Genomic DNA, 23001 nt, shown 5'->3' on the forward strand with positions numbered 1-23001 from the left:
CACCGGTCGGGGATGAGGCGGGAGCAGGGCGGGTCGGGGGTGCGCCCGGCCCGCCCCTCGGGGTCAGGCCAGGGGTGCGCCGTTGCCCGCGAGCACCTCGGGCCGCAGCAGCTCCTGGAGCCGCTCGGCGGGCAACAGGCCCTTCTCCTGGACGAGTTCGGCCACGCCCCGGCCGGTGGCGAGGGCCTCCTTGGCGATGTCGGTGGCCGCCGTGTACCCGATGTGCGGGTTGAGGGCGGTGACCAGGCCGATGGAGTTCTCGACGCTCGCGCGCAGGGCCTCGGTGTTGGCGGTGATGCCGTCGACGCACCGCTCGGCGAGGGTCAGACAGGCGGCGCGCAGATGCGTGATGGACTCCGACAGGGAATGCAGGATGATCGGCTCGAAGGCGTTCAGCTGAAGCTGTCCGGCCTCGGCGGCCATGGTGATGGTGACGTCGTTGCCGATCACCTCGAAGGCGACCTGGTTGACGACCTCGGGGATCACCGGGTTGACCTTGCCGGGCATGATGGACGAACCGGCCTGCACCGGCGGCAGGTTGATCTCGTTGAGGCCCGCGCGCGGTCCTGAGGAGAGCAGCCGCAGGTCGTTGCAGCTCTTGGAGAGCTTGACGGCGATGCGCTTCAGCACCCCCGACATCTGCACGAACGCGCCGCAGTCCTGGGTCGCCTCGACCAGGTTGGCCGCCGTCACCAGCGGCAGCCCGGTGATCTCGGCGAGGTGGCGGCGCGCCGACTCCGCGTACCCGGCGGGGGCGTTGAGCCCGGTGCCGATCGCCGTGGCGCCCAGGTTGATCTCGTGGACCAGTTCGACGGCCTCGGCGAGGCGCAGGCGGTCCTCGTCGAGCATCACCGCGTACGCCGAGAACTCCTGGCCCAGCGTCATCGGGACCGCGTCCTGGAGCTGGGTGCGGCCCATCTTCAGCACATCGCGGAACTCGACGGCCTTGCGGGCGAAGGAGTCCTGGAGCACCGCCATCGCCTTGAGCAGCTCACGCACCGCGTACACGGTCGCGATCTTCACGGCGGTCGGGTAGACGTCGTTCGTCGACTGGCCGAGGTTGACGTCCTCATTGGGGTGCAGGTGCCCGTAATCCCCCTTCACGTACCCGAGCAGCTCCAACGCCCGGTTGGCGATCACCTCGTTGGCGTTCATGTTGGTGGAGGTGCCGGCTCCGCCCTGGATCACGTCGACGACGAACTGGCCGTGCAGCTTGCCGTCACGGATCTCGCGGCAGGCCTCGATGATCGCGGCGGCCTTCGCGGGGGCGAGCAGGCCGAGTTCCTCGTTGGCCCGGGCGGCGGCCTCCTTGACGGCGGCCAGGGCGTCGATCAGATGGGGGTAGGCGGAGATCGGCGTCCCGGTGATGGGGAAGTTCTCCGTCGCGCGCAGGGTGTGGACGCCCCAGTACGCGTCGGCGGGGACGTCGCGGTCTCCGAGCAGGTCGTGTTCGCTGCGGGTCACTGCGGCGGTCATGGCGGTACGGGTCCTCTTCTTTGAGGTGGGTGCGGGTGGGCCCCGGTCGTGCGTGGCCTCGGTGGGGCCGCGCCTTCGTGGGACGGTCGGTCGGTCGCAGGGGAGACGAGTTCGGGTGGGCCGAAGGTTCAGACTGATCTCGGTTCACACGGCTCCGGGTTCAGACGGATCCGGCTTCGGACGGCTCCGGGTTCAGACGGCTCCGGGTTCAGACGGACGTGGCGTCCGTGAGCGGGTCGAGGGCGCGGGCCGGCCGGATGTGTCCGACCACCTCGCCGCCGCCGAACAGCGGGGCGCCCGCGAACGCGGCGAGGGCCGCCGGGTCGACGCCGGCGCGGGCGAGGGCCGCAGCGGTGACGGGGATCCGGGCCCGGTCGGCGCCATCGGCGATCTTCACGGCGACGGCCCGGCCGTCCGGGAGCGCGGCCACCTGGACGCCCTCGAAGCCGTCCTTGCTGAGCAGCCCGGGCACCGCCCGCATCAGCGCCGCCACGTCGCGGCCGGCGCCGGACGCCATCTCGGGGTGCTCGCGCATCGCGTCGGCGACGACGCGCTCGGGGGTGTCCTCGGCGGCGGTGGTGATCCGGGCGAGGGCGCGGGCCAGGCCGTGCAGGGAGACGGAGAAGAGGGGGGCGCCGCAACCGTCCACGGTCACCTGGGCGATGGCCTGCCCGGTGAGGTCCTCGACGATCTCGGCGATGGCCTGCTGCAACGGGTGGGCGGGGTCGAGGTAGTCGTCGAGGGACCAGTTGTTGAGCTTGCAGGTGTAGAGCATGGCCGCGTGCTTGCCGGAGCAGTTCTGCGCGAGCCGGGAGGGCCGGCGCCCGTCCCGTATCCAGGTGTCGCGGACGGCGGGGGCGTACGGCATGTCGGTGACGTTGCGCAGGTCGTGCTCGGTGGCCCCGGCCAGCTCCAGGATGCGCCGGGCTCCGGCGAGGTGGCGTTCCTCGCCGGAGTGGCTGGCCGCGGTCAGGGACAGCAGTTCGCCGTCCAGGGGCAGTCCGGCGCGCAGCATGGCCACGGCCTGGACCGGCTTGAGCGCCGACCGGGGGTAGAACGCCGCCTCGATGTCGCCGAGTTGGAGTTTCACCTCCCCGTCGGCACCCAGCACCACGACGGAGCCGTAGTGGATGCCCTCGATGACACCTCCGCGTACGAGGTGGGCGACGGGGGCGTGGAGCGGTTCCCGGATCGCGGGGGCCGCGCCCACCGGAGCCGCAGGGATCGCCGCGGCGCCGGTGGTCGTGGGGTCGTACATCACTGCGTGGTTCACTTCTTCACTCCGGCCGACTGCTGGGCGACCCTGCGTCGCACGCCGAACCACCCCGCGATCAGCGCCAATACGATCAGGGGAAGGCACAGCACGGTCGTCCGGCCGGCGCCGCCGTCCGCGTACATCAGGACCAGGACCGACGCCAGGAAGAACAGCGTCACCAGCTCGGTCCACGGGGAGCCCGGCAGCCGGTAGCCCGGCCGGGTCAGCTCGCCCCTCTCGGTCTTCTGCCAGAAGAGCAGGTGGCAGACCATGATCATGCCCCAGGTGGCGAGGATGCCGATCGCGGCGAAGTTGAGCACGATCTCGAACGCCTCGGCCGGGACCACGAAGTTCAGCCCGACGCCCAGCACACAGATGCCGCTGGTGAGCAGGATGCCGCCGTAGGGGACCTGGCTGCGGCTCATCACGCCGGTGAACTTCGGGGCGGAGCCCGCCACCGCCATGGAGCGCAGGATGCGGCCGGTGGAGTACAGGCCCGAGTTGAGCGAGGACATGGCCGCGGTCATCACGACCAGGTTCATGATTCCGCCGGCCGCCGGGATGCCGATGTTGGAGAGCACGGTGACGAAGGGGCTCTCGCCCCCCTTGTACGAGGACCAGGGCAGCAGCATCGCAAGGAGCAGGACGGAGCCCACGTAGAACAGGCCGACGCGCCACATGATCGAGTTGATCGCCTTCGGCATGATCTTCTCAGGGTTCTCGGTCTCGCCCGCCGCGACGCCGACCAGTTCGACGGAGGCGTAGGCGAAGACGACGCCCTGGATGATCAGCAGCATGGGCAGCAGGCCGTTGGGGAAGATGCCGCCGTTGTCGGTGATCAGGGACGGGCCGGGGGTGTGGCCGTCGACGGGCTGCTGGGTGACCAGCAGGAAGATCCCGATCAGCATGAAGATGACGAGCGCGCTGACCTTGATGATCGCGAACCAGAACTCCAGTTCGCCGAACATCTTCACCGAGATCAGGTTCACGGTGAGGACGACCGCGAGCGCGATGAGCGCGATGACCCACTGCGGGATGTCGGAGAACATGCCCCAGTAGTGGGTGTAGAGGGCTACCGCGGTGATGTCGGCGATACCGGTGGTGGCCCAGTTCAGGAAGTACATCCAGCCGGCCGTGTAGGCGCCCTTCTCGCCGAGGAACTCCCGGGCGTAGGACACGAAGGCGCCGGACGAGGGCCGGTAGAGGACCAGTTCACCGAGGGCGCGGACGACGAGGAAGGCGAAGAGTCCGCAGACCGCGTACGCGATGAAGAGGGACGGGCCGGCGTCGGCGAGACGGCCGCCGGCGCCGAGGAACAGGCCGGTACCGATCGCGCCGCCGATGGCGATCATGTTGACGTGGCGGGCCTTCAGGGACTTGCTGTAGCCGGCGTCCCCGGCGTCGACATGCGCGGGGATCTGTCCGGCCTGTGCGACGTCTTTGTCGAGGGACTGCTCGCTCACGTCTCGCGTCCGCCTTCCGTGGAGCTGTCCGTGCGCGGGGAACGCACGATGTCGGTGAGGGTGGTCTCGACGCGGTCGAGGTGGTGGGACATGGCCTCCACCGCGTCGAGTTCGGAACCGTCGATCAGCGCCTCGACGATGGCCCGGTGCTCGCGGTTGGACTGCTCACGGCGGCCGCCCAGCTCGTTGAGGAAGGCCGACTGGCGGGCCAGCGCGTCCCGGATCTCCTCGATCACCCGGCGGAACACCGGGTTCTGGGCGGCCTCGGCCACGGTGAGGTGGAAGAGCGTGTCCATGGCCACCCAGGCGGTGGTGTCGGTCTCCCGCTCCATCCGGTCCAGGAGGTGGGCCAGCCGGTCCAGGTTCTCCGGCGTGCGGCGCACCGCCGCGTAACCGGCGACCGGGATCTCCACGTGCCGGCGCACCTCGAGCAGATCGCTGGCCGCGTAGTCGCCGAAGGTGGGGTCCTCGACGGCGTTCGCGATCACGAAGGTGCCCTTGCCGGTACGGGACTGGGTCAGGCCCATCACCTGGAGGGCGCGCAGCGCCTCGCGGAGCACCGGGCGGCTCACTTCGAGCTGCCGGCAGAGCTCCGCCTCGGAGGGGAGCTTGTCGCCGATGGCGTACATGCCGCGCTCGATGGAGCCGCGGAGGTGGGTGAGCACCGCTTCCATGGCGCTGACGCGCCGGGGTGCCGAGCCACCTGTCTGGCTGTCTGACAGGTTCACGGGGGTGATCCTGCGGGTCACGGGAGGGGGCTGTCAAGGGGGTGGCGATTCGATCTTGCAGTCGTGGACGGACAGGGATCGGCCGTCGGTCATGGATCAGCCGTGGATCAACCGCGGCTCAGCCGTGGATCAACCGTGGATCAACCGCGGCTCAGACATGGATCAACCGTGGATCAACCGTGGATCAACCGCGGCTCAGCCGTGGATCAACCGTGGATCAACCGTGGATCAACCGCGGCTCAGCCGTGGATCAACCGTGGATCAACCGCGGCTCAGCCGCGGCTCGCTCGCGAGCGAGCCCGTCGGGTCGCTGTCAGCTGAGGCCACCCGCGCCGAGGAGCCCGAAGAGGAGCACGCCGACGACGATCCGGTAGGACACGAACACGTTGAAGGAGTGCCTGGTCACGAACTTCAGCAGCCAGGCGACCGAGGCGTATGCGACCGCGAACGAGACGGTGGTGCCGACGATCAGCGGGGCGGCGCCCACCCCCGCCCCGAGGGCGTCCTTCAGCTCGTACAGCCCGGCGCCGGTCAGGGCCGGGATGCCGAGGAAGAAGGAGAGCCGGGTGGCCGCGACCCGGTCGAGGTCGAGCAGCAGCGCGGTGGACATGGTGGCGCCGGAGCGTGAGAAGCCGGGGAAGAGCAAAGCGAGGATCTGCGAACCGCCGACCAGCATCGCGTCCCGGAAGCGGGTGTCCTCCTCCCCGCGCCCGCGCCGCCCCATCTGCTCCGCGACCCACATGACACCGCTGCCGGCGAGCAGCGAACCGGCCACCACCCACAACGAGGCGAGCGGCCCCTCGATCAGCGGCCGCGCGATCAGCCCCACGAACACGATCGGTACCGTCGCGGCGATCACCCACCACGCGAACCGGTAGTCGCGGTCCTGCCGCTCCCCCGCGTCGAACAGCCCGCGGAACCACGCGGCGCCGATCCGGGCGAGGTCCTCGCGGAAGTACACGAGCACCGCGGCGATCGCGCCGACCTGGATGACCGCCGAGAACCCGACGACCGCCTTGTCCTCGACCTGGATCCCCATGAGGCCCTCGGTGATCTTCAGATGACCGGTGGAGGACACCGGCAGGAACTCGGTCACTCCCTCCACCGCTCCGAGGACGACGGCCTGACCGACGCTGATGGTGCTCATGGGGTCCAGTTCTGCTCGGCGAGGGCATGACGGACGTACAGCCGGCGGGCGAAGCCATCACGAGTGATCGCGCCGGGGGAGGCAGTCGTACTACAGCCGGGTAAGGGGCCCTCGCTCAGGACCAGAGGGCCTGCGCCGCCGCCACCCCCGCGAAGACCGCGCCCAGCCCCGCCGTCACGCTCGCGACCGCGTTGGCGACGGCGTGGAAGCGGGCGCCGCTCTGGGCCAGGCGCAGGGTCTCGTAGGAGAAGGTCGAGTACGTGGTGAGCGCCCCGCACAGTCCGGTGCCGAGGAGAAGTTGCAGGTGGGAGCTGGCGGCGCCGGCCGTCACGGCGCCGGTGAGGAGGCCGAGGACCAGTGATCCGGCGACGTTGACGGTGAAGGTGCCCCAGGGGAAGCCCATGTCGTGGCGGGACTCCACGGCGCGGTCGGTGAGATAGCGCAGGGGTGCGCCGACCATTCCGCCGATGATGACGAGCACCCAGTTCATGACGAGCTCTTACCTTTCTCACGCGTTCCGGTCGGCCCGGCCGGCAGCGCCAGGCGTGCGGCCGTGACCGCCAGCCAGACCGCCGCGAGGGCGGCGAGGAGGGTCGCGGCGAGATAGGCGAGGGCCGTGCCCGGGTGGCCCTCCTCCATCAGGCGCCGACTGTCGACGGCGTAGGTGGAGAAGGTGGTGAAGCCGCCGAGCACTCCGGTGCCGAAGAAGGGCCGGACCAGCCGGTGCGCCGCCCGTCTCTCGGTGATCAGGACCATGAGGAGGCCGATCACGAAGCAGCCGACGACGTTCACCCAGAACGTGGTCCAGGGGAAGCCGCCGGCCCCCGTGGGCCAGAGCAGGGACGCGCTGTAGCGGGCCGCCGCGCCGATGCCGCCGCCGATCGCGACGACCGCGACGACGGGTGCCTGGCCGTGCCAGGGGGCGGCACGGGGCGGATCGGCGACAGGGGCGTCGGGGGACGGGAGGGCTTCGACCCCGTCGGGGTGCGGGACTGTCATGCGTGTACGTCTCCTACTCGCCGGGGCCCGGACGTCCGCCGGGCACACTCCGTCGCGAGCAGGGACCGTTGGCGGCAACGGTGCCGCGGTTCGGGTACGGCGGGCCCCACCGCCGCGCCGCGAGCATCGTCGCGGCCGGTCGACAGCGTAACGCGGGGCCCGTCCGCCGTGCACTCGCCGGTGGCGAGCCATGGTCACCGGCTCAGCCGGGCTTCCCCGGCAGCTCGCACACCGCGACCCCGCGCTCCCACAGGCTGCCCACGATCAGCCGGCCGTCGGCCACACAGGCGCTGGTGACCGTGCGGAACCGGGAGTGGTGGTCGACGAGGGTGTGCACGACATGCCCCTCGTCGTCGACCGCGAGGGCTCCCGCGAACCCCAGGGGCCGGTACGGCACCCGCACCGCGACCCGGCTCGCGGCGCGCCGCACGGCGGGCCCGGCGCGGTGCAGGAGGTCCAGGGCGCCGATGCGGGGCCCGGCCAGCGCCACCCAGATCAGTCCGTCGGGGGCCCGCCACATGTTGTCGGGCGTGCCCGGCAGGTCCTCGGCGAAGGGCTCGCTCGTGCCCGCCTTCGTCCCCGTGAGGTGGACGCGGGTGAGGCGGCGGTCGCCGGTCTCCGCGACCACGAGGAACGACTCGTCGGCGGCGGGCGCGAGGCCGTTGGCGAACTGCAGCCCCTCCAGGACCACTTCGGGCGTCCGCTCGCCCGGCGCTAGGCGCAACAGCCGCCCGGTGCCGGTGTGTTCGACGATGTCGCCGAGCCTCCCCCACTGCCTGAACGGCGTGGGGGGACCCCCAGGTCGAGGGGGTAGCGGCGGGTGGAGACCGTGAAGTAGACGGTGCCGTCGGAGAGCGCCACGACATTGCTGCAGAACCGCAGCCGCTCGCCGCCCGTCTCGTCGGCGAGCACGCGCACGGTGCCGTCGCCGGTCGTGACCCGCAGCAGTCCCCGCTCGGCGTCGCACACCAACAGGTCGCCGTCCGGGAGGAGTTCGAGTCCCAGCGGCCTGCCGCCGGTCTCGGCGAGCGTCTCGACGCCGGCCCGGCCCGGCTCCGCGAGCCCGGTCAGCCGCAGGACGCGTCCGTCCTCGACACCGGTCAGCACCCGCCCCTGCCCGTCGGCGATCACATCCTCGGGCCCGCGCCCGCCGATCCCGACGAACGCCCGGGGTACGAGGTCCGTGGGCCGTGAGTCCGTCCTGCCCGCCGCGCGCGTCATCTTCCGCCTCCGGTCGCCCGCCGATGCCTGCGTGGCCCATCCTGGCAGCTCCCGGCAGGGGCCCGGCCGCCTCTCGTCGTGACCTCGGGTTACGTTGGCCGTCACCGACCACGGAGGCAACACCGTGCCCGCTCGCCCCAGCCTGCTGTACGTCACCGACCTCGCCTACCCGGCCCGTGGGCGGCGCTACTGTGACGAGGACATCTTCCTCACCTCCCGGCTGCGCGCTGAGTTCGACATCGCCCTGTGCCACCCGCTGGACGCCGCCGCTCTGCTGGACGGCTTCGACGCCGTCGTGGTCCGCAACAGCGGGCCCGTCCTGCACTACCAACAGGCGTACGACGCCTTCCGCGAGCGGGCGGCGGCACGCGGCACCCTCGTCTACAACCCGCTGACCGGCCGCGCAGACATGGCGGGCAAGCAGTACCTGCTGGACCTCACCGCCGCCGAATACCCGGTCATCCCCACCATTGATCATCCCAAGGACCTTGGAAAGCTACCCCAGACCGCCTCGTACGCCATCAAACCGAAGGTCGGCGCGGACTCCATCGGCCTGCGCTTCGTGACCGGGCCCGAACTGGCGGACCTCACCGGGGAGGGCGGCCCGGCCTGGGGCGACGTCCTCGTCCAGCCGCGCGTCGACTTCCGCTACGAGGTGTCCTTCTACTACGTCGACGACACCTTCCAGTACGCCCTCCACGCCCCCGACCCCGCTCAGCGCTGGGTCCTGGAACCGTACGAGGCCTCCGCGGCCGACCTCGCCTTCGCCCGCCGCTTCATCGACTGGAACACCCTCGACCACGGCATCCAACGGGTGGACGCCTGCCGCACCCCGGCCGGGGACCTGTTGCTGGTGGAGTTGGAGGACCTCAACCCGTATCTGTCCCTGGACCGCGTGCCCGAGCGGACCCGGGACGCGTTCGTGGACGCGATGGCGACTTCGCTGCACCGCTTCCTGGACACGGCAGTCGGCTCTTGACGACCGGAGGGGGCCGTACGCCGAAACGTACGGCCCCTGCGGCGCCCCGTCAGGGGGGCGGGGAGCTGCGCGACCAGCCCCCACCGGCCCGCAGCTTGCTCACCGACCTATCGGCCGCGCCCTACCGATGGCTGAACCACGCCATCGCCGGGAGCGCCTTGTCGTCGTAGCCGAACAGCGCCTGGTTCTCCCAGCCGTTGCCGGAGGACGAGTCCGTCGGGTCCCAGCCGTTGCCGGTGCGGGCGGTCCATGTGGACTCCCAGTAGAAGATGCCGAGGCCGCGGCCGTTCGGCACGGCTTCGACGATGCTCGCGACGTCCTTCATCCAGCGGGTCTGACCGGCGGTCGTGGCCGGGTAGCCGGACACGAGTTCGCTGCTCAGGTCGATGATGTTCTCGTGCGAGTCCTCACTGTCCAGCCGGAACGGGTAGGCCGTCTCGGCGACGAACACCGGCTTGGCGTAACGGGAGGCCGCGTCGTCCAGGGTCGTCTGGAACTCGGCGAGGGTGCCGTGCCAGTAGCCGTAGTACGACAGCCCGATGACATCGAACTTCACGCCGCCCGAGACCGCGCTGTCGAACCACCAGCGGGTGCCGGACAGGTCACCGCCCTTGGCGAGGTGCAGCGCCACCTGGGTGGAGGAGTTGACCGCCTTGACCGCGTCGTAGCCGGAGTTGAGCAGACCGGCGAGCTGCGACCAGTTCGAGGTGGAGCCCGCGGACCACAGCATGCCGCCGTTGATCTCGTTGCCGACCTGGACCATGTCGGCGGTGGTGCCCTGGGACTTGAGGGCGCTGAGGACGTCGTACGTGTGGTTGTAGACGTCCGTCTTCAGCTGGCTGTAGGAGTGCCCGGTCCACGGGGACGGCACGGTCTGTGCGCCCGGGTCGGCCCAGGTGTCCGAGTAGTGGAAGTCGACCAGCAGCTTCATGCCCTGCGCCTTGATGCGCTTGGCGGCGGCGAGCACACGCGTCTTGTTGTTGTAGCCGTCGGCGGGGTTCACCCAGACCTTGACGCGCGCGTAGTTCTGCCCCGCGCTCTTGAGGATGGCGAGCGCGTCGCCGGTGGTGCCGGAACTGTTCTTGTAGACGCCGCCGAGTGCCTCGCTCTTGATGAGCGACGACACGTCGGAGCCCTTGATGGACAGGCCCGTCGTACCGGACGCGAAGGTCAGGTCGTCGACGTTGATCCAGTTACCGGCGTTCGCATCGGAGTTGAGGCTGATCGTGCACTGGTTGTTCGTCACCGCGATGGAGGTGACGATCCGCACCCAGCCGCTGGAGGAGACCGGGATGTCGGTGCGCTGTTCGGCGCTGCCGCAGTTCTTCAGCGCGATGTACGCGGAGTTCTGGCCGCCACCGGAGCGCACCCACGCGGTGAGCTTGTAGTTTCCGTTGGTCAGCCCGGACAGGTACTGGTACGTCTCCACCTTGTAGGCCGAGGCCGAGTAGTGGGAGAGACGGTAACTGCCGCCGTGGCCACCGGACTCGGTGAACGAGGCGGAGTTCTGCCCGGCCGCCGAGTACGTCGACCAGCCGGCCGGCGTCGCGGTCCCGGTGCCGTCGGACTCGAAGCCTCCGTTGGTGAGCGTGGAGGCGGCGTGTGCCGAGGTGGCGGGCAGAGTGGTGAGCGCCAGGCCTGCCAACAGCGGTATCAGCAGGGCCCTGAGGGCGCGTCTCGCGTGGAACATCGTCGTCCCTTCGACAAGGACGGGGACCTTTTGAGCGGTTGTGCGGCGGCGCCGTGACCCGAAGGCCGTGGGCACGGCGCCGCCCTGACCGACCGGACGTCCCCAGAAATCCGGCCGGAGTCGGGGGTGACCCGGGGCTGTGGGTACAGCCGCGGGCGGGTGGCCCGAGGTCGGTGACCGACCCCGGACCGTGCCGGGCCGCCGCGTCGGACGGCCCTCGTACACGGCCGCCCCTCGGGACGACCGTCCTGCGCGGCCGTCACGTCGTACGACCGTCCTGCGCGGCCGTCACGTCGTACGGCCCGTCCTGCCGGGCGGCGGTCAGGCGCGCCCGGGGAGCGCGGCCACCTTGTCGGGTGGCCCCTCTGCCCGGGCGCCGTCACCGGCGCCCTTCTCGTACGGCCGTCACGCGGGGCGGCCGTCCCGCGAGGCCGTCGGGCAGTCCGGCTCGCGGTGCGGCCGCCACCTCGTGCGGCCCCGGTGGAGCGGCCCCGGTCACGTCGTACGGCTCTGTGACCTGGCCCCGCCCACCGTGTCTGTGATCAGCCGGTCAGCCGGTCGGCCGACCGATCGATCTGCTGATCGATCACTCGGCCGACCGCCCGTCGAGGCGTACGACCCGTACTCCCCCGGCGGGCACGGCCAGATGACCCGCCGCGCGTTCACCCGTGAGGAGTTCCGTGCCGTCCGTGTCCAGCGGCACCTTCGTGTCGAGCGTGGTGTGGTTGATCGCGAAGAGGAAGTCGCCCGACTCCCCCGCGCGGCGCACCACTTCGACGTCGCGCGGGAGGTCGGCGCGCGGTGCGATGCCCGCGTCGTCGGCGGCCCAGCCGAGGAGCGCGTCCAGCCCGGCCGGGTCCAGTCGGGTCGACACGTACCAGGCGGAGCCCTCGCCGAGCCGGTGCCGGGTGACGGCGGGCCGGTCGGCGGTGAGACCGTCGGCGTACGTCCATACGGTCTCGGCGCCGCGCGGTACGACGAACTCCGTCCACACGTCACCGGTGAGTTCGGAGCCGTCGGGCCCGGTGATGCGCACGCTCTCCCCGCTCAGCAGCGGCGAGAACTCCTCGACCGTCAGACCGAGTACGTCCCGCAGGGCGCCGGGGTAGGGGCCCTCGTGGACCGCGTCGTGCTCGTCGACGATGCCGGAGAAGTAAGAGACGACGAGGGTGCCGCCGTTCTCGACGTACGCCTTGAGATTGGCTCCTGCCGCCTCCGTCATCAGGTACAGCGCCGGAACGACGACAAGGGGATACGCCGACAGGTCGGCTTCCGGGTGGGCGAAGTCGACCGTGAGATGGCGGTCGTAGATCGCTTCGTAGAAGGCGTCGGCGCGTTCGCGGGCCTCGTGGTCCTCGGTGGGGCGCCAGGCGAGGTTCTGCGCCCACCAGGAGTGCCAGTCCCACAGGACGGCCACGTCGGCGACCGTGCGGCTGCCGCGGATCTGGCTGAGCGAGTCGAGGGACGAGCCCAGTTCGACGACCTCACGCCAGAGCCTCGACTCGGTGCCGGCCTGCGGCAGCATCGCCGAGTGGAACTTCTCGGCGCCGCGCCGGGACTGCCGCCACTGGAAGAACATGGCGCCGTCGGAGCCGCGGGCCACATGGGCGAGGGAGTTGCGGGCCATCTGGCCGGGGGCCTTGGCGGGGTTGCGGGCCTGCCAGTTGACGCCCGAGGTGGAGTGCTCCAGGAGCAGCCAGGGGGCGCCGCCGCCGACCGAGCGGGTGATGTCGGCGGCCATCGCGAGGTTCACATGGGTGCGGCGGCCGTCGGTCATCAGATAGTGGTCGTTGGTGACGAGGTCGACCTCGCGGCCCCAGGCCCAGTAGTCGATGGAGTCGCACTGACTGAGGGCGGTCATGAAGTTGGTGGTGACCGGGATGCCGGGGGCCAGCCGGTGCAGGATGTCCCGCTCCGCCACGAAGTTCTCGCGGATGGTCTCGTCGGCGAACCGCTTGTAGTCGAGGGCCTGGCCGGGGTTGCCGACCGTGGGGGCCACCCGCGGCGGGTTGATCTGGTCGAAGCCGGTGTAGTGCTGGCCCCAGAAGGCGGTGCCCCAGGCCTCGTTGACCGCCCCGACGTCGCCGTACGTGCGCTCCAGCCAGCGGCGGAAGTGCGCGGCGCACGAGTCGCAGTAGCAGGCGGAGACGGGGACGCCGTACTCGTTGTGCACGTGCCACAGGGCGAGCGCCGGGTGGTCGGCGTAGCGCTCGGCGAGCCGGGTGGTGATGCTCGCGGCGGCGGCCCGGTAGTCGGCGTTGCTGTGGCAGATGGCGCCGCGCGAGCCGAACTCGTAGCGGGTGCCGTCGGCGGCCACGGGGAGCGCCTCGGGGTGCTCGCGGTAGAACCAGACGGGCGGGGCGACGGTGGGGGTGCCGAGGTCGGCGCGGATGCCGTTCTCGTGCAGCAGGTCGAGCAGGCGGTCGAGCCAGGCGAAGTCATGGACGCCTCGCTCGGTCTCCAGCAGGGCCCAGGAGAAGATGCCGACGCTCACCATGGTGACGCCCGCCTCGCGCATCAGCCGGACGTCCTCGTGCCAGACGGTTTCCGGCCACTGCTCGGGGTTGTAGTCCCCACCGAAGGCGAGCCTGGTGAGGCCCGTGGGTGTGGTCTCCGGCATGGATCTCTCCCGTTTTATCGATCATCTGGGAACGTACACACACAGCGGCGGCGGTGCGAGCCCAACATAACCGCACAGCAACAACCATTGACAAGTGTCCGGGATGTTTCTCTACTGTGAACGCTCACAGACGCAGTTCCTGTGATCGTTCACAGAGCATGGCATTGTCTTCGCAGCAGGCGAGGACCCAGGTCAGGGAGAAACATCCATGCCCAGCATCACCAGACACCGTCGATTTATGGCCACCGCTGTCGCAGTGACCCTCGGCGCCACCACGCTCGCCGCATGCGGCGGGTCCGACGACGACAGCGAGGCCCAGTCCGGGCCGGCGAAGCTGACGTACTGGACCTGGACCCCGGGCATGGACAAGGTCGTGGACCTGTGGAACGAGGGGCCCGGCAAGGAGCAGCAGATCACCGTCACGGTGAAGAAGCAGGCCTCCGGTGACACCCTCGTCACCAAGATCCTCACCGCGCACAAGGCGGGCAAGGGCCCGGACCTGGTGCAGGCCGAGTACCAGGCCCTGCCGACGCTGGTCAGCAATGACGCGGTCGCCGACATAGCCGAGGAGGCCGGCGACGCGAAGAGCAAGTTCGCCGACGGGGTGTGGCAGCAGACCACCCTGGGCTCGGACGCCGTCTACGCGATCCCGCAGGACATCGGCCCGATGATGTTCTACTACCGCGAGGACCTCTTCGAGAAGTACGGCCTGACCGTCCCGAAGACCTGGGACGAGTTCGCCGAGACCGCGCGGAAGCTCAAGAAGGAGGACCCGGACGTCGATCTGACCACCTTCTCCGCCAACGACTCCGGTCTCTTCGCCGGTCTCGCCCAGCAGGCGGGCGCCCAGTGGTGGACCACCGAGGGCCAGAAGTGGAAGGTCGGCATCGACGACGCGGCGACGCGGAAGGTCGCCGACTTCTGGGGCGGCCTGGTCAAGGAGGGCGCCGTCGACAACCAGCCCATGTACACCCCGGCCTGGAACAAGGCGCTGAACACCGGCAAGCAGATCGCCTGGGTCAGCGCGGTGTGGGCGCCGGGCACGCTGACCACCGCCGCGCCCGACACCAAGGGCAAGTGGAAGGTGGCGCCGCTGCCGCAGTGGTCGTCGTCCGAGAACACCACCGGCAGCTGGGGCGGCTCCTCGACGGCCGTCACCACGGACTCGGACAACAAGGGTGCCGCCGCGAAGTTCGCCGCCTGGCTGAACACGGACCCCGACGCGCTCACCGCGCTGGCGAAGGAGGGTGGCATCTACCCGGCCGCCACGACCGCGCAGACCAGTGACGCGTTCGCCGAGCCGCCGGCCTTCTTCTCCAACCAGGCCGACTTCTACACCACGGCCTCCGAGATCGCGAAGACCACGGCGCCCTCCGCGTGGGGCCCGAACGTGAACGTCGCGTACACCACCTTCAAGGACGCGTTCGGCGCCGCCGCCAAGAACAAGTCGGACTTCGGTGACGCGCTGAAGACGATGCAGGACGACACCGTCGCCGACATGAAGAAGCAGGGCTTCGAGGTCGCGGAGTGACGACGGCACGGCGGAAGTCGTACGGGGTCAAGGGGGCCCCGTACGCCTTTCTCTTCCCCGCGACGATCCTTTTCGCCCTCTTCTTCGCGCTGCCCATCGGCTACGCGGTCTGGCTCAGCCTGCACAAGGTGCAGGTCAAGGGCCTGGGCCTCGGCTCGGGCGCGCGCAGCGAGGTGTGGGCGGGCTTCGAGAACTACACCGACGCGCTGACCGACTCCGAGCTGCTGGCCGGCACGCTGCGGGTGCTGGGCTACGGCGCGATCGTGGTCCCCCTCATGCTCGGTCTGGCGCTCGTCTTCGCCCTGATGCTGGACAGCGACAAGGTGCGGCTGGCCCCGTTCACCCGGCTGGCGATCTTCCTGCCGTACGCCATCCCGGGCGTCGTGGCGGCCCTCCTCTGGGGCTTCCTCTACCTCCCGGACGTCAGCCCCTTCTACTTCGTGCTCGAAAAGCTGGGGCTCCCGCAGCCGGATCTGCTGGACGGCGGCGGACTGTACGCGGCGCTGTCGAACATCGCGGTATGGGGCGGCACCGGCTTCAACATGATCGTCATCTACACCTCGCTCCGGGCGATCCCCGTCGAGGTGTACGAGGCGGCGAAGCTGGACGGTGCGACGCCGCTGCAGATCGCGCTGAAGATCAAGATCCCGATGGTGGCGCCCTCGCTGGTGCTGACCTTCTTCTTCTCGATCATCGCCACGCTCCAGGTGTTCAGCGAGCCGACCACCCTCAAGCCCCTCACCAACTCGGTCTCCACGACGTGGAGTCCGCTGATGAAGGTGTACCGGGACGCCTTCGGCGAGGGCGACATCTACTCGGCGGCCGCCGGCGCGGTGATCATCGCCGTGGCCACGCTGATCCTCTCCTTCGGCTTCCTGAGGGCCGCGAACTCCCGTAACAAGCAGGAGGCAGCACGATGAGTTCTCTTGCCGTCCGCAAGACCGCCCCAGCGGCGGGCACCACGCCCGGCACCGCCCAGGGTCCGCCGCTGTGCCGCCGGATCGCGCTCGTGCCGACGCTCACCCTGCTGCTGGGCGCGATCTACTGTCTGCTGCCCGTGGCCTGGGTGCTGATCGCGGCCACCAAGTCGGGCAGCGAGCTGTTCTCCACCTTCACCTTCTTCCCGGGCACCGGCTTCGCGGACAACGTGTCGGACCTGAACGCCTACCGCGACGGCGTCTACTGGAAGTGGATGGGCAACTCCGCCCTGTACGCGGGCGTCGGCGCCCTGCTGTCCACCGCCGTCTCCGCGGTCAGCGGTTACGCGCTGGCGATCTACCGCTTCAGGGGCCGCGAGACCATCTTCAACGTCCTGATGGCGGGCGTGCTGATGCCGCCGGTGATCCTCGCGATCCCCCAGTACCTGCTGATGGCCAAGGCGGACCTCGCGGACTCGTACTGGTCGGTGCTGCTGCCGCTGATCCTGTCGCCGTACGGCGTGTACCTGTCCCGGATCTACGCCGCTGCCGCCGTACCGACCGACGTGGTCGAGGCGGGCCGGATCGACGGGGCGAGCGAATGGCGGATCTTCACCCGGGTCGCGCTGCCGATGATGGTGCCGGGTCTGGTGACGGTCTTCCTGTTCCAGTTCGTGGCCGTGTGGAACAACTTCCTGCTGCCGTACATCATGCTCAGCGACGACGAGAAGTTCCCCATCACGCTCGGTCTGTTCACGCTCCTCGAACAGGGCTCCAACACTCCGGCGCTCTACACCCTGGTGATCACCGGTGCGCTGCTCGCGGTGATCCCGCTGATCGCGCTCTTCCTGGTCATCCAGCGCTTCTGGAGCCTGGACCTGCTCTCCGGAGCCGTAAAGTCATGACCATGAGCAACACCGGGGGCAGGCGGAAACCGCCGACCATTCACGATGTGGCGCGCGAGGCGGGAGTCTCCCGAGGGACCGTCTCCCGCGTGCTCAACGGCGGTCACTACGTCAGCCCGAGCGCCGCCGAGGCGGTCAACTCCGCCATCCGCAAGACGGGTTACGTCGTGAACCGGCACGCCCGCTCGCTGATCACGGGCCGTTCGGACTCCATCGGCTTCCTGTTGACCGAACCGCAGGAGAAGCTCTTCGAGGACCCCAACTTCAATGTGCTGCTGCGTGGCTGCACCCAGGCGCTGGCCTCGCACGACATCCCGCTGCTGCTGATGCTGGCCGGCACGGAGGACGAACGGCGGCGGCTGACGCGGTACATCACGGCGGGCCACGTCGACGGGGTGCTGCTGGTGTCCAGCCACTCCGCCGACCCGGTCGCCGAGGAGCTCCGCGAGGCGGGGGTGCCCCTCGTCCAGTGCGGCAAGCCCATGGGGCGCGGCTCCAAGGTGAGCTACGTGGCCGCGGACGACCGGGACGGCGCCCGTGACATGGTGCGCCACCTGCTGTCGCTGGGGCGCCGCCGCATCGGTGTCGTGACCGGTCCGCTGGACTCGCCGGGCGGTGTCGATCGCCTCGCCGGGTACAAGGAGGTGCTCACCGAGGCGGGTATCGAGATCGACGAGCGGCTCATCGTCTCCGGCGACTACGGCCGGGCCAGCGGCCAGGCGGGCGCCGAACAGCTACTGGCACGGGTCCCGGACATGGACGCGGTGTTCGTGGCGTCCGACCTGATGGCGCAGGGCGCCCTGACGGCGCTGCGCCGGGCGGGCCGCCGGGTCCCGGAGGACGTGTCCCTGGGCGGCTTCGACGACTCCGCCGCGGCGACGGAGGCCACCCCCGCCCTCACGACGATCCGCCAGCCCTACGACCGCATCAGCAACGAGATGGTGCGGGTCCTGCTGGCCCAGATCGGCGGCGAGGACCCGGCGGCGGTGATCCTCCCCACGGAGCTGGTGCGACGGGAGTCGACGTGAGACGGCATCCGGCCCGGTCCTGAGCCGCCGCGCACGGTGCACGGCAAGGGCCCGGGACTCCCACTCATCACCCGAACGGCTGTCCGAGAAACGCGTCGCCACCGGGGTGGGAACCCCTATGCGGGGGTACTCGACGGGCACCGGCCCCGGTTTCGGTTGGACACTGGAGTGCGGCCGGTGTGTGCCGTCGGACGAGACCAGGACGCGACAGCCATGAACAGCGACACACGATCCAGGGGCGCGGCGAACGTCGTCTCCAGCCATTCCGTGTTCGGGGCCCCCTGCTGGGTGAGCCTCACCAGCCGGGACCTGCCGGCCACGGAGAAGTTCTACGAGGCCGTGCTGGGCTGGAAATGGCGCACGGCCAAGCTCGGCGACCATTTCCGGATCGCGCTGGCGGACGACGTACCGGTCGCCGGGATCGCCGGGGTGGCGAACCTGTGGCAGATGGCGGTCGCCTGGACGCCGTACTTCGCCGTGTCCGACGCGGACGCGGCGGCGGCCCGGGCCAGGGAGCGCGGCGGCACGGTCGCGGTCGGTCCCCTCTCCTTCCCTCCCGGCCGGGCCGCCCTGCTGGCGGACCGCCAAGGAGCCTCCTTCGGGATCTGGGAGGGCGAGCTCTTCACCGACTGGGAGGCCTGGCTCCGGGCCGCCCCCGTCCTCATCCGGCTCCACACCCGGGACGCCTTCGACGCCGCGATCTTCTACGGGGAGGTCCTGGAGTGGGCCACCGGGAAGCCCGGCGCCTGCGAGGTCCACTACGAGGGGAACGAGGTCGTCCTGCGCAGCCAGGGCCATGTCGTGGCCCGGATCACCTCGGGCGCGCTCGAAGCCGCCCCCGACCCCACGATCCGCCCCCACTGGCAGGTCCACTTCGCCGTCTCCGACGTGGGCGGCCGCGTCGCGGCCGCCCAGCACCACGGCGGAACGGTCCTCAGGCAGGACAAGGACGAGGCCGTGCTCCGCGACCCGGACGGCGCCCAGTTCACGATCACCTCGCGCCGCGAACGCTGACCGCCGCCGCCGGACGGGGACCGGAGGGCTCAGCCGGCCCTGGAGGGCCTGGATGGCCTGGAGAGCAGCACCAGCCCCCGGGACTCGACCGTGATCTCCGCACCCGCCTTGTACTCGGCCTCGTCCAGTTCGCCGGTGGTGTCGATCCGCGTCGTCCACCGGTCGCCGTACACGGCGCCGGGGAGGCGGAAGGGCGTCGGCTCCCAGTGGCTGTTCAGCAGGAGGAGGAAGGATTCGTCGACGACGGGGCGGCCGCGGGAGTCGGGTTCGGCGATGGCGTCGCCGTTGAGGAAGACGGCGACCGAGTGGGCGTCGGAGCGCTCCCAGGCCTCGTCGGTCATCTCCTCGGCGTCCGGCGACAGCCAGACCAGGTCGGGGAGCGGCTGTGCCGGGTGGGTCGGGGTGTCGCCGCGGAAGAAACGGCGGCGGCGCAGGACGGGGTGGGCGGCGCGCAGGGCGATGAGGTCGCGGGTGAAGGCGAGCAGCGCGTGCTGTTCGTCGTCCAGCCGCCAGTCGAGCCAGGAGACCTCGTTGTCCTGGCAGTAGGCGTTGTTGTTGCCGCGCTGGGTGCGGCCCAGTTCGTCGCCGTGCGAGAGCATCGGGATGCCCTGGGAGAGGAGGAGGGTGGCCAGGAGGTTGCGTTGCTGGCGGGCGCGCAGCTTTCGGACCCGGGGGTCGTCGGTGGGGCCTTCGACACCGCAGTTCCAGGAGCGGTTGACGCTCTCGCCGTCCCGGTTGCCCTCGCCGTTGGCCTCGTTGTGCTTGTCGTTGTACGAGACCAGGTCACGCAGGGTGAAACCGTCGTGCGCGGTCACGAAGTTGACGCTGGCGCGCGGCCGGCGCCGGCTGTGCTCGTACAGGTCGGAGGAGCCGGTCAGCCGGGAGGCGAACTCGCCGAGGGTGTGCGGCCGGCCGCGCCAGAAGTCCCGTACGGCGTCCCGGTATCTGCCGTTCCACTCCGACCACAGCGGCGGGAAGTTGCCCACCTGGTAGCCGCCCTCGCCGACGTCCCAGGGCTCGGCGATCAGTTTGACGCGACTGATCACCGGGTCCTGCTGGATCAGGTCGAAGAACGCCGAGAGGCGGTCCACCTCGTGGAACTGCCGGGCCAGCGTGGCCGCGAGGTCGAAGCGGAAGCCGTCCACATGCATCTCGGTGACCCAGTACCGCAGCGAGTCCATGATCAGCTGGAGGACGTACGGGTGCCGCATCAGCAGGCTGTTCCCGGTGCCGGTGGTGTCGTAGTAGTGCGCCCAGTCGCCGTCCACCAGGCGGTAGTACGAGGCGTTGTCGATGCCGCGGAAGGAGAGGGTGGGGCCCTTCTCGTTGCCCTCGGCGGTGTGGTTGTAGACCACGTCGAGGATCACTTCGAGGCCGGCCGCGTGCAGCGCCCTGACCATCGACTTGAACTCGGTGACCTGCCGGCCGCGGGTGCCGTGGGCGGCGTAGGCGTTGTGCGGCGCGAAGAAGCCGATGGTGTTGTAGCCCCAGTGGTTGGCCAGCCCGCGGTCCTGGAGGACGCCGTCCTGTACGTACTGGTGGACCGGCATCAGCTCGATCGCGGTCACGCCCAGCGAGGTGAGGTGTTCGACGATCGCGGGGTGGGCCAACCCGGCGTAGGTGCCGCGTAGTTCGGCGGGTACCTCGGGGTGGGTGCGGGTGAGGCCTCGGACATGGGCCTCGTAGATGACGGTGTCGGCGTACGGCCGCCGGGGCGGACGGTCCTCGCCCCAGTCGAAGTAGGGATCGGTGACCACGCCCAGCATGGTGTGCCCGGCGCTGTCGGCACCTGGTTCACGCAGGGAGGGGTGGTTGTCCACCTGCCCGTCCACGGCTCTGGTGTACGGGTCCAGCAGCAGCTTCGCCGGGTCGCAGCGGTGGCCGGCGGCCGGGGCCCAGGGGCCGTGCACGCGGTAGCCGTAGCGCTGCCCCGGTCCGACGCCAGGGAGGTAGGCGTGCCAGACGAAGCCGTCGACCTCGGTCAGCGGGACGGGGCGATGGCCGCCGCGGTCGTCGACGAGGACGAGGTCGACGCGTTCGGCGACCTCGCTGAAGAGCGCGAAGTTGGTGCCGCCGCCGTCGAAGGAGGCACCCAGCGGGTAGGGGTGCCCGCTCCACGCGGGCACCCCTTTCCGCTCCGGCCGCCGCGCGGTCACCCGACGGCTTCGAGGACGTCCGGCGCCTCGCCGCCGGGCGAACCGGCGAGCACGGCGACGGGCACCGCGCGGGGCACCTGGAGCACTTCCCGCAGGGCCGGCTCGGGCACGGTCGGCACCAGGGGGACGCTTTCGTCGACCGGGGCCCGCTGGGTGAACCAGATGACCGTGCTGCCGGTGTCCGTGGCGCAGCAGCCCCAGCCGTCGCTGAGCGCGGCGATGCGGGTCAGGCAGGGGCGCAGCTCCCGGTCCGGGCGCAGTTCGCGGTCGTTCTGGCCCACCGCGGCGATGAGGTGGTGGCCGTTCCACCACATCTCGATCGAGATGTTCTTGTCCGTGGCGTGCTCCTGGATGGCGCGCAGCAGCAGCTCCGCGCTGTGGCAGACGGGTCCGACGAGGGTCTCCAGGTCCCAGAACCGGAGGTGAGCGGCCAGGATGCGCCTGACCTGTCGTACCCGGTCCGGACTGACTTCCACGTCGAGGTGGTAGTAGCGAGGCACTGCGGTCTTCATCGTCGTTGGCTCCTCACCGGCGAAGCTCGCGCTTCTCCTGGTCCCTGTGGAACGGGCCCGAACCGTCCTCGCGGACGAGCACCGGGCACGAAGCGTGAGCACCGATTACTTCTGAGTCACCTCCCAGCGTGGGAGTGCTACGCCATTCGTGCAACACGAGCGGCTCCCGAGGTAGTTGAAGTACTAACAAGACGCTCGGTCGTGGCCCGTGCACCATGAGTCGAGGCATCGGCTCCATGAGGCGCCGGTGCCACTCCGTGCACGACCTCCCCAGGGAGCGTGCTCCGCCGAGAGGGCCGGGAGGTGACCAGCACATGTTGCTGCCCGCCAAGAACGAGGTGGCCAGACATCTGCGGCGCTACCGCACCTGGGAACGCGTGATGCTCGCGGCCCCCGCCGACCGCACGGCACGGGACCACTTCGAGGACTCGGGCTACACGTTGTGCGTGCTGATGGGCAAGCGCTGCGCGCGCGAGGCCGTGGCGGCCGCCGAGCGCTACCTCCAGACGAATCTGCTCACGTACCTCCAGGAACAGACCGGACATCCCCATGAACAGCCCGAATACCTCCCGGAGAAGCCCGGCCAGGCCCGCCAGGCCCGCCAGTCGGGTCAAGCCCGGCAGTCCGCGAAGGCCCGCCGGTCCGGGCAGGCCGAGCAGGACGAGCAGGCGCGTGCCGCGCGTGCCGCTCGTGCCGTGAGACGCGGTCCGCCCTCGGGCCGGCGCTTCACGGCTGGGCGGTAGCGGTAGGGCGGCAGGACCGCTTCACAGCAGGGCGGCGGACTCGTCGAGCACCCCATCAACACCCGTCAAAACCCGATCAGTGCCCGTTCGGCGCAGTGCCGAGCCCCGAGCACGCGGAGGTGAGACCCATGAGCCCGACCCCGGCCCCCGCTGTCGGCCGCGTCCCCATCAGGGACGTCCGCCCGCTCGTCGAGTGCGGCAGGCGTCCCGCGAAGGCGGTCGTCGGCGAGACCTTCGAGGTCACCGCGACGCTCTTCCGGGAGGGGCACGGCGTGGTCGCCGCCAGTGTCGTGCTCAAGGACCCGGAGGGCCGCCCCGCCCCGTGGACCCCGATGCGGGAACTCGCCCACGGCTCCGACCGCTGGGGCGCCTGTGTCACCCCCACGGCCGTCGGCCGGTGGACCTACCGCGTGGAGGCCTGGAGCGACCCGATCGCCACCTGGCGCCACATCGCCCGCATCAAGGTCCCGGCAGGCATCGACACCGGACTCGTTCTGGAGGAGGGCGCCGAGTTGTACGAGCGCGCCGCCGCCGGGGTGACGGAAGGCGAGCCCCACACCGCCCTGCTGACGGCCGTCGCCAAGCTCCGCGACGACACCCTGCCGGTCGACGTCCGC

General features: G+C 70.5%; 18 protein-coding genes and 2 pseudogenes. 8 read left to right on the forward strand and 12 right to left on the reverse strand.

The features are described 5' to 3' along the window. Positions 1 to 63 precede the first annotated feature (63 nt). The 8 genes and pseudogenes from aspA to I8N67_RS26700 all read right to left on the reverse strand — a co-directional run bounded on the left by aspA (position 64) and on the right by I8N67_RS26700 (position 8289). On the reverse strand, positions 64 to 1476 hold the full coding sequence (gene aspA, locus I8N67_RS26665; protein WP_200306333.1) for an aspartate ammonia-lyase: 1413 nt from the start codon (positions 1474 to 1476) through the stop codon (positions 64 to 66). A gap of 208 nt (positions 1477 to 1684) precedes the next feature. Then, the gene (locus I8N67_RS26670) at positions 1685 to 2734 is read right to left on the reverse strand and encodes an asparaginase (RefSeq protein ID WP_200306381.1); all 1050 of its coding nucleotides are present in this window, start codon (positions 2732 to 2734) and stop codon (positions 1685 to 1687) included. Between the two features lie 11 nt (positions 2735 to 2745). Then, complete coding sequence (locus tag I8N67_RS26675) at positions 2746 to 4194, reverse strand: amino acid permease (RefSeq protein ID WP_200306335.1); 1449 nt, start codon at positions 4192 to 4194, stop codon at positions 2746 to 2748. Beyond that, entirely contained in the window at positions 4191 to 4868 is a 678-nt protein-coding gene (locus I8N67_RS26680; RefSeq protein ID WP_200306382.1) for a FadR/GntR family transcriptional regulator, read from the reverse strand. Before I8N67_RS26680 ends, I8N67_RS26675 begins: the two co-directional genes overlap by 4 nt. A gap of 367 nt (positions 4869 to 5235) precedes the next feature. After that, on the reverse strand, positions 5236 to 6069 hold the full coding sequence (locus tag I8N67_RS26685; protein ID WP_200306337.1) for an undecaprenyl-diphosphate phosphatase: 834 nt from the start codon (positions 6067 to 6069) through the stop codon (positions 5236 to 5238). Positions 6070 to 6184: 115 nt separating this feature from the next. Next, complete coding sequence (gene crcB, locus I8N67_RS26690; RefSeq protein WP_200306339.1) at positions 6185 to 6559, reverse strand: fluoride efflux transporter CrcB; 375 nt, start codon at positions 6557 to 6559, stop codon at positions 6185 to 6187. Then, on the reverse strand, positions 6556 to 7068 hold the full coding sequence (crcB, locus tag I8N67_RS26695; RefSeq protein ID WP_200306341.1) for a fluoride efflux transporter CrcB: 513 nt from the start codon (positions 7066 to 7068) through the stop codon (positions 6556 to 6558). Before crcB (I8N67_RS26695) ends, crcB (I8N67_RS26690) begins: the two co-directional genes overlap by 4 nt. Before the next feature lie 202 nt (positions 7069 to 7270). Next, positions 7271 to 8289: pseudogene (locus I8N67_RS26700) on the reverse strand (SMP-30/gluconolactonase/LRE family protein). 124 nt (positions 8290 to 8413) lie between these two features. Here I8N67_RS26700 and I8N67_RS26705 point away from each other — a divergent pair. Further along, a complete protein-coding gene (locus tag I8N67_RS26705) occupies positions 8414 to 9268 on the forward strand; it encodes an ATP-grasp domain-containing protein (RefSeq protein ID WP_200306344.1) in 855 nt (284 codons plus the stop codon). A gap of 121 nt (positions 9269 to 9389) precedes the next feature. On the opposite strand, the gene I8N67_RS26710 is transcribed toward I8N67_RS26705, so the two are convergent. After that, positions 9390 to 10958 (reverse strand): glycoside hydrolase family 53 protein, encoded by a 1569-nt coding sequence (locus tag I8N67_RS26710; protein ID WP_200306346.1) that lies wholly within the window; start codon positions 10956 to 10958, stop codon positions 9390 to 9392. A gap of 586 nt (positions 10959 to 11544) precedes the next feature. After that, complete coding sequence (locus tag I8N67_RS26715; protein WP_200306348.1) at positions 11545 to 13578, reverse strand: beta-galactosidase; 2034 nt, start codon at positions 13576 to 13578, stop codon at positions 11545 to 11547. A 208-nt stretch (positions 13579 to 13786) separates the two neighbouring features. On the opposite strand from I8N67_RS26715, the gene I8N67_RS26720 reads away from it, so the two are divergent. The 5 genes from I8N67_RS26720 (at position 13787) to I8N67_RS26740 (ending at position 18973) form a co-directional block, all read left to right on the forward strand. Beyond that, complete coding sequence (locus I8N67_RS26720; protein ID WP_200306360.1) at positions 13787 to 15109, forward strand: extracellular solute-binding protein; 1323 nt, start codon at positions 13787 to 13789, stop codon at positions 15107 to 15109. Further along, positions 15106 to 16029, forward strand: a complete 924-nt coding sequence (locus I8N67_RS26725) for a carbohydrate ABC transporter permease (RefSeq protein ID WP_200306362.1) — start codon at positions 15106 to 15108, stop codon at positions 16027 to 16029. The genes I8N67_RS26720 and I8N67_RS26725 overlap by 4 nt, the downstream gene beginning before the upstream one ends. Then, positions 16026 to 16931, forward strand: a complete 906-nt coding sequence (locus tag I8N67_RS26730; RefSeq protein WP_200306364.1) for a carbohydrate ABC transporter permease — start codon at positions 16026 to 16028, stop codon at positions 16929 to 16931. The genes I8N67_RS26725 and I8N67_RS26730 overlap by 4 nt, the downstream gene beginning before the upstream one ends. Then, a complete protein-coding gene (locus I8N67_RS26735) occupies positions 16928 to 17959 on the forward strand; it encodes a LacI family DNA-binding transcriptional regulator (RefSeq protein ID WP_200306366.1) in 1032 nt (343 codons plus the stop codon). Before I8N67_RS26730 ends, I8N67_RS26735 begins: the two co-directional genes overlap by 4 nt. A 213-nt stretch (positions 17960 to 18172) precedes the next feature. Then, positions 18173 to 18973 carry a VOC family protein gene (locus I8N67_RS26740; protein WP_200306368.1) on the forward strand — a complete coding sequence of 267 codons (801 nt, stop codon included), beginning with the start codon at positions 18173 to 18175 and terminating at the stop codon, positions 18971 to 18973. Between the two features lie 29 nt (positions 18974 to 19002). Here the strand turns inward: I8N67_RS26740 and glgX are convergent, their stop codons facing one another. After that, positions 19003 to 21129, reverse strand: coding sequence for a glycogen debranching protein GlgX (gene glgX, locus I8N67_RS26745; RefSeq protein ID WP_200306370.1), 2127 nt, complete (start codon positions 21127 to 21129; stop codon positions 19003 to 19005). After that, on the reverse strand, positions 21126 to 21641 hold the full coding sequence (locus I8N67_RS26750; RefSeq protein ID WP_200306372.1) for a pep a2: 516 nt from the start codon (positions 21639 to 21641) through the stop codon (positions 21126 to 21128). Before I8N67_RS26750 ends, glgX begins: the two co-directional genes overlap by 4 nt. Positions 21642 to 21955: 314 nt before the next feature. On the opposite strand from I8N67_RS26750, the pseudogene I8N67_RS44675 reads away from it, so the two are divergent. Both I8N67_RS44675 and I8N67_RS26760 read left to right on the forward strand, forming a co-directional pair. Next, a pseudogene (locus I8N67_RS44675) lies at positions 21956 to 22190 on the forward strand (DUF5133 domain-containing protein); the annotation flags it as partial. 322 nt (positions 22191 to 22512) lie between these two features. Beyond that, a partial coding sequence (locus tag I8N67_RS26760; protein ID WP_200306376.1) for a maltotransferase domain-containing protein occupies positions 22513 to 23001 on the forward strand: 489 nt, incomplete at its 3' end.

Source organism: Streptomyces adelaidensis, assembly GCF_016598475.1.
GTDB lineage: Bacteria > Actinomycetota > Actinomycetes > Streptomycetales > Streptomycetaceae > Streptomyces > Streptomyces adelaidensis.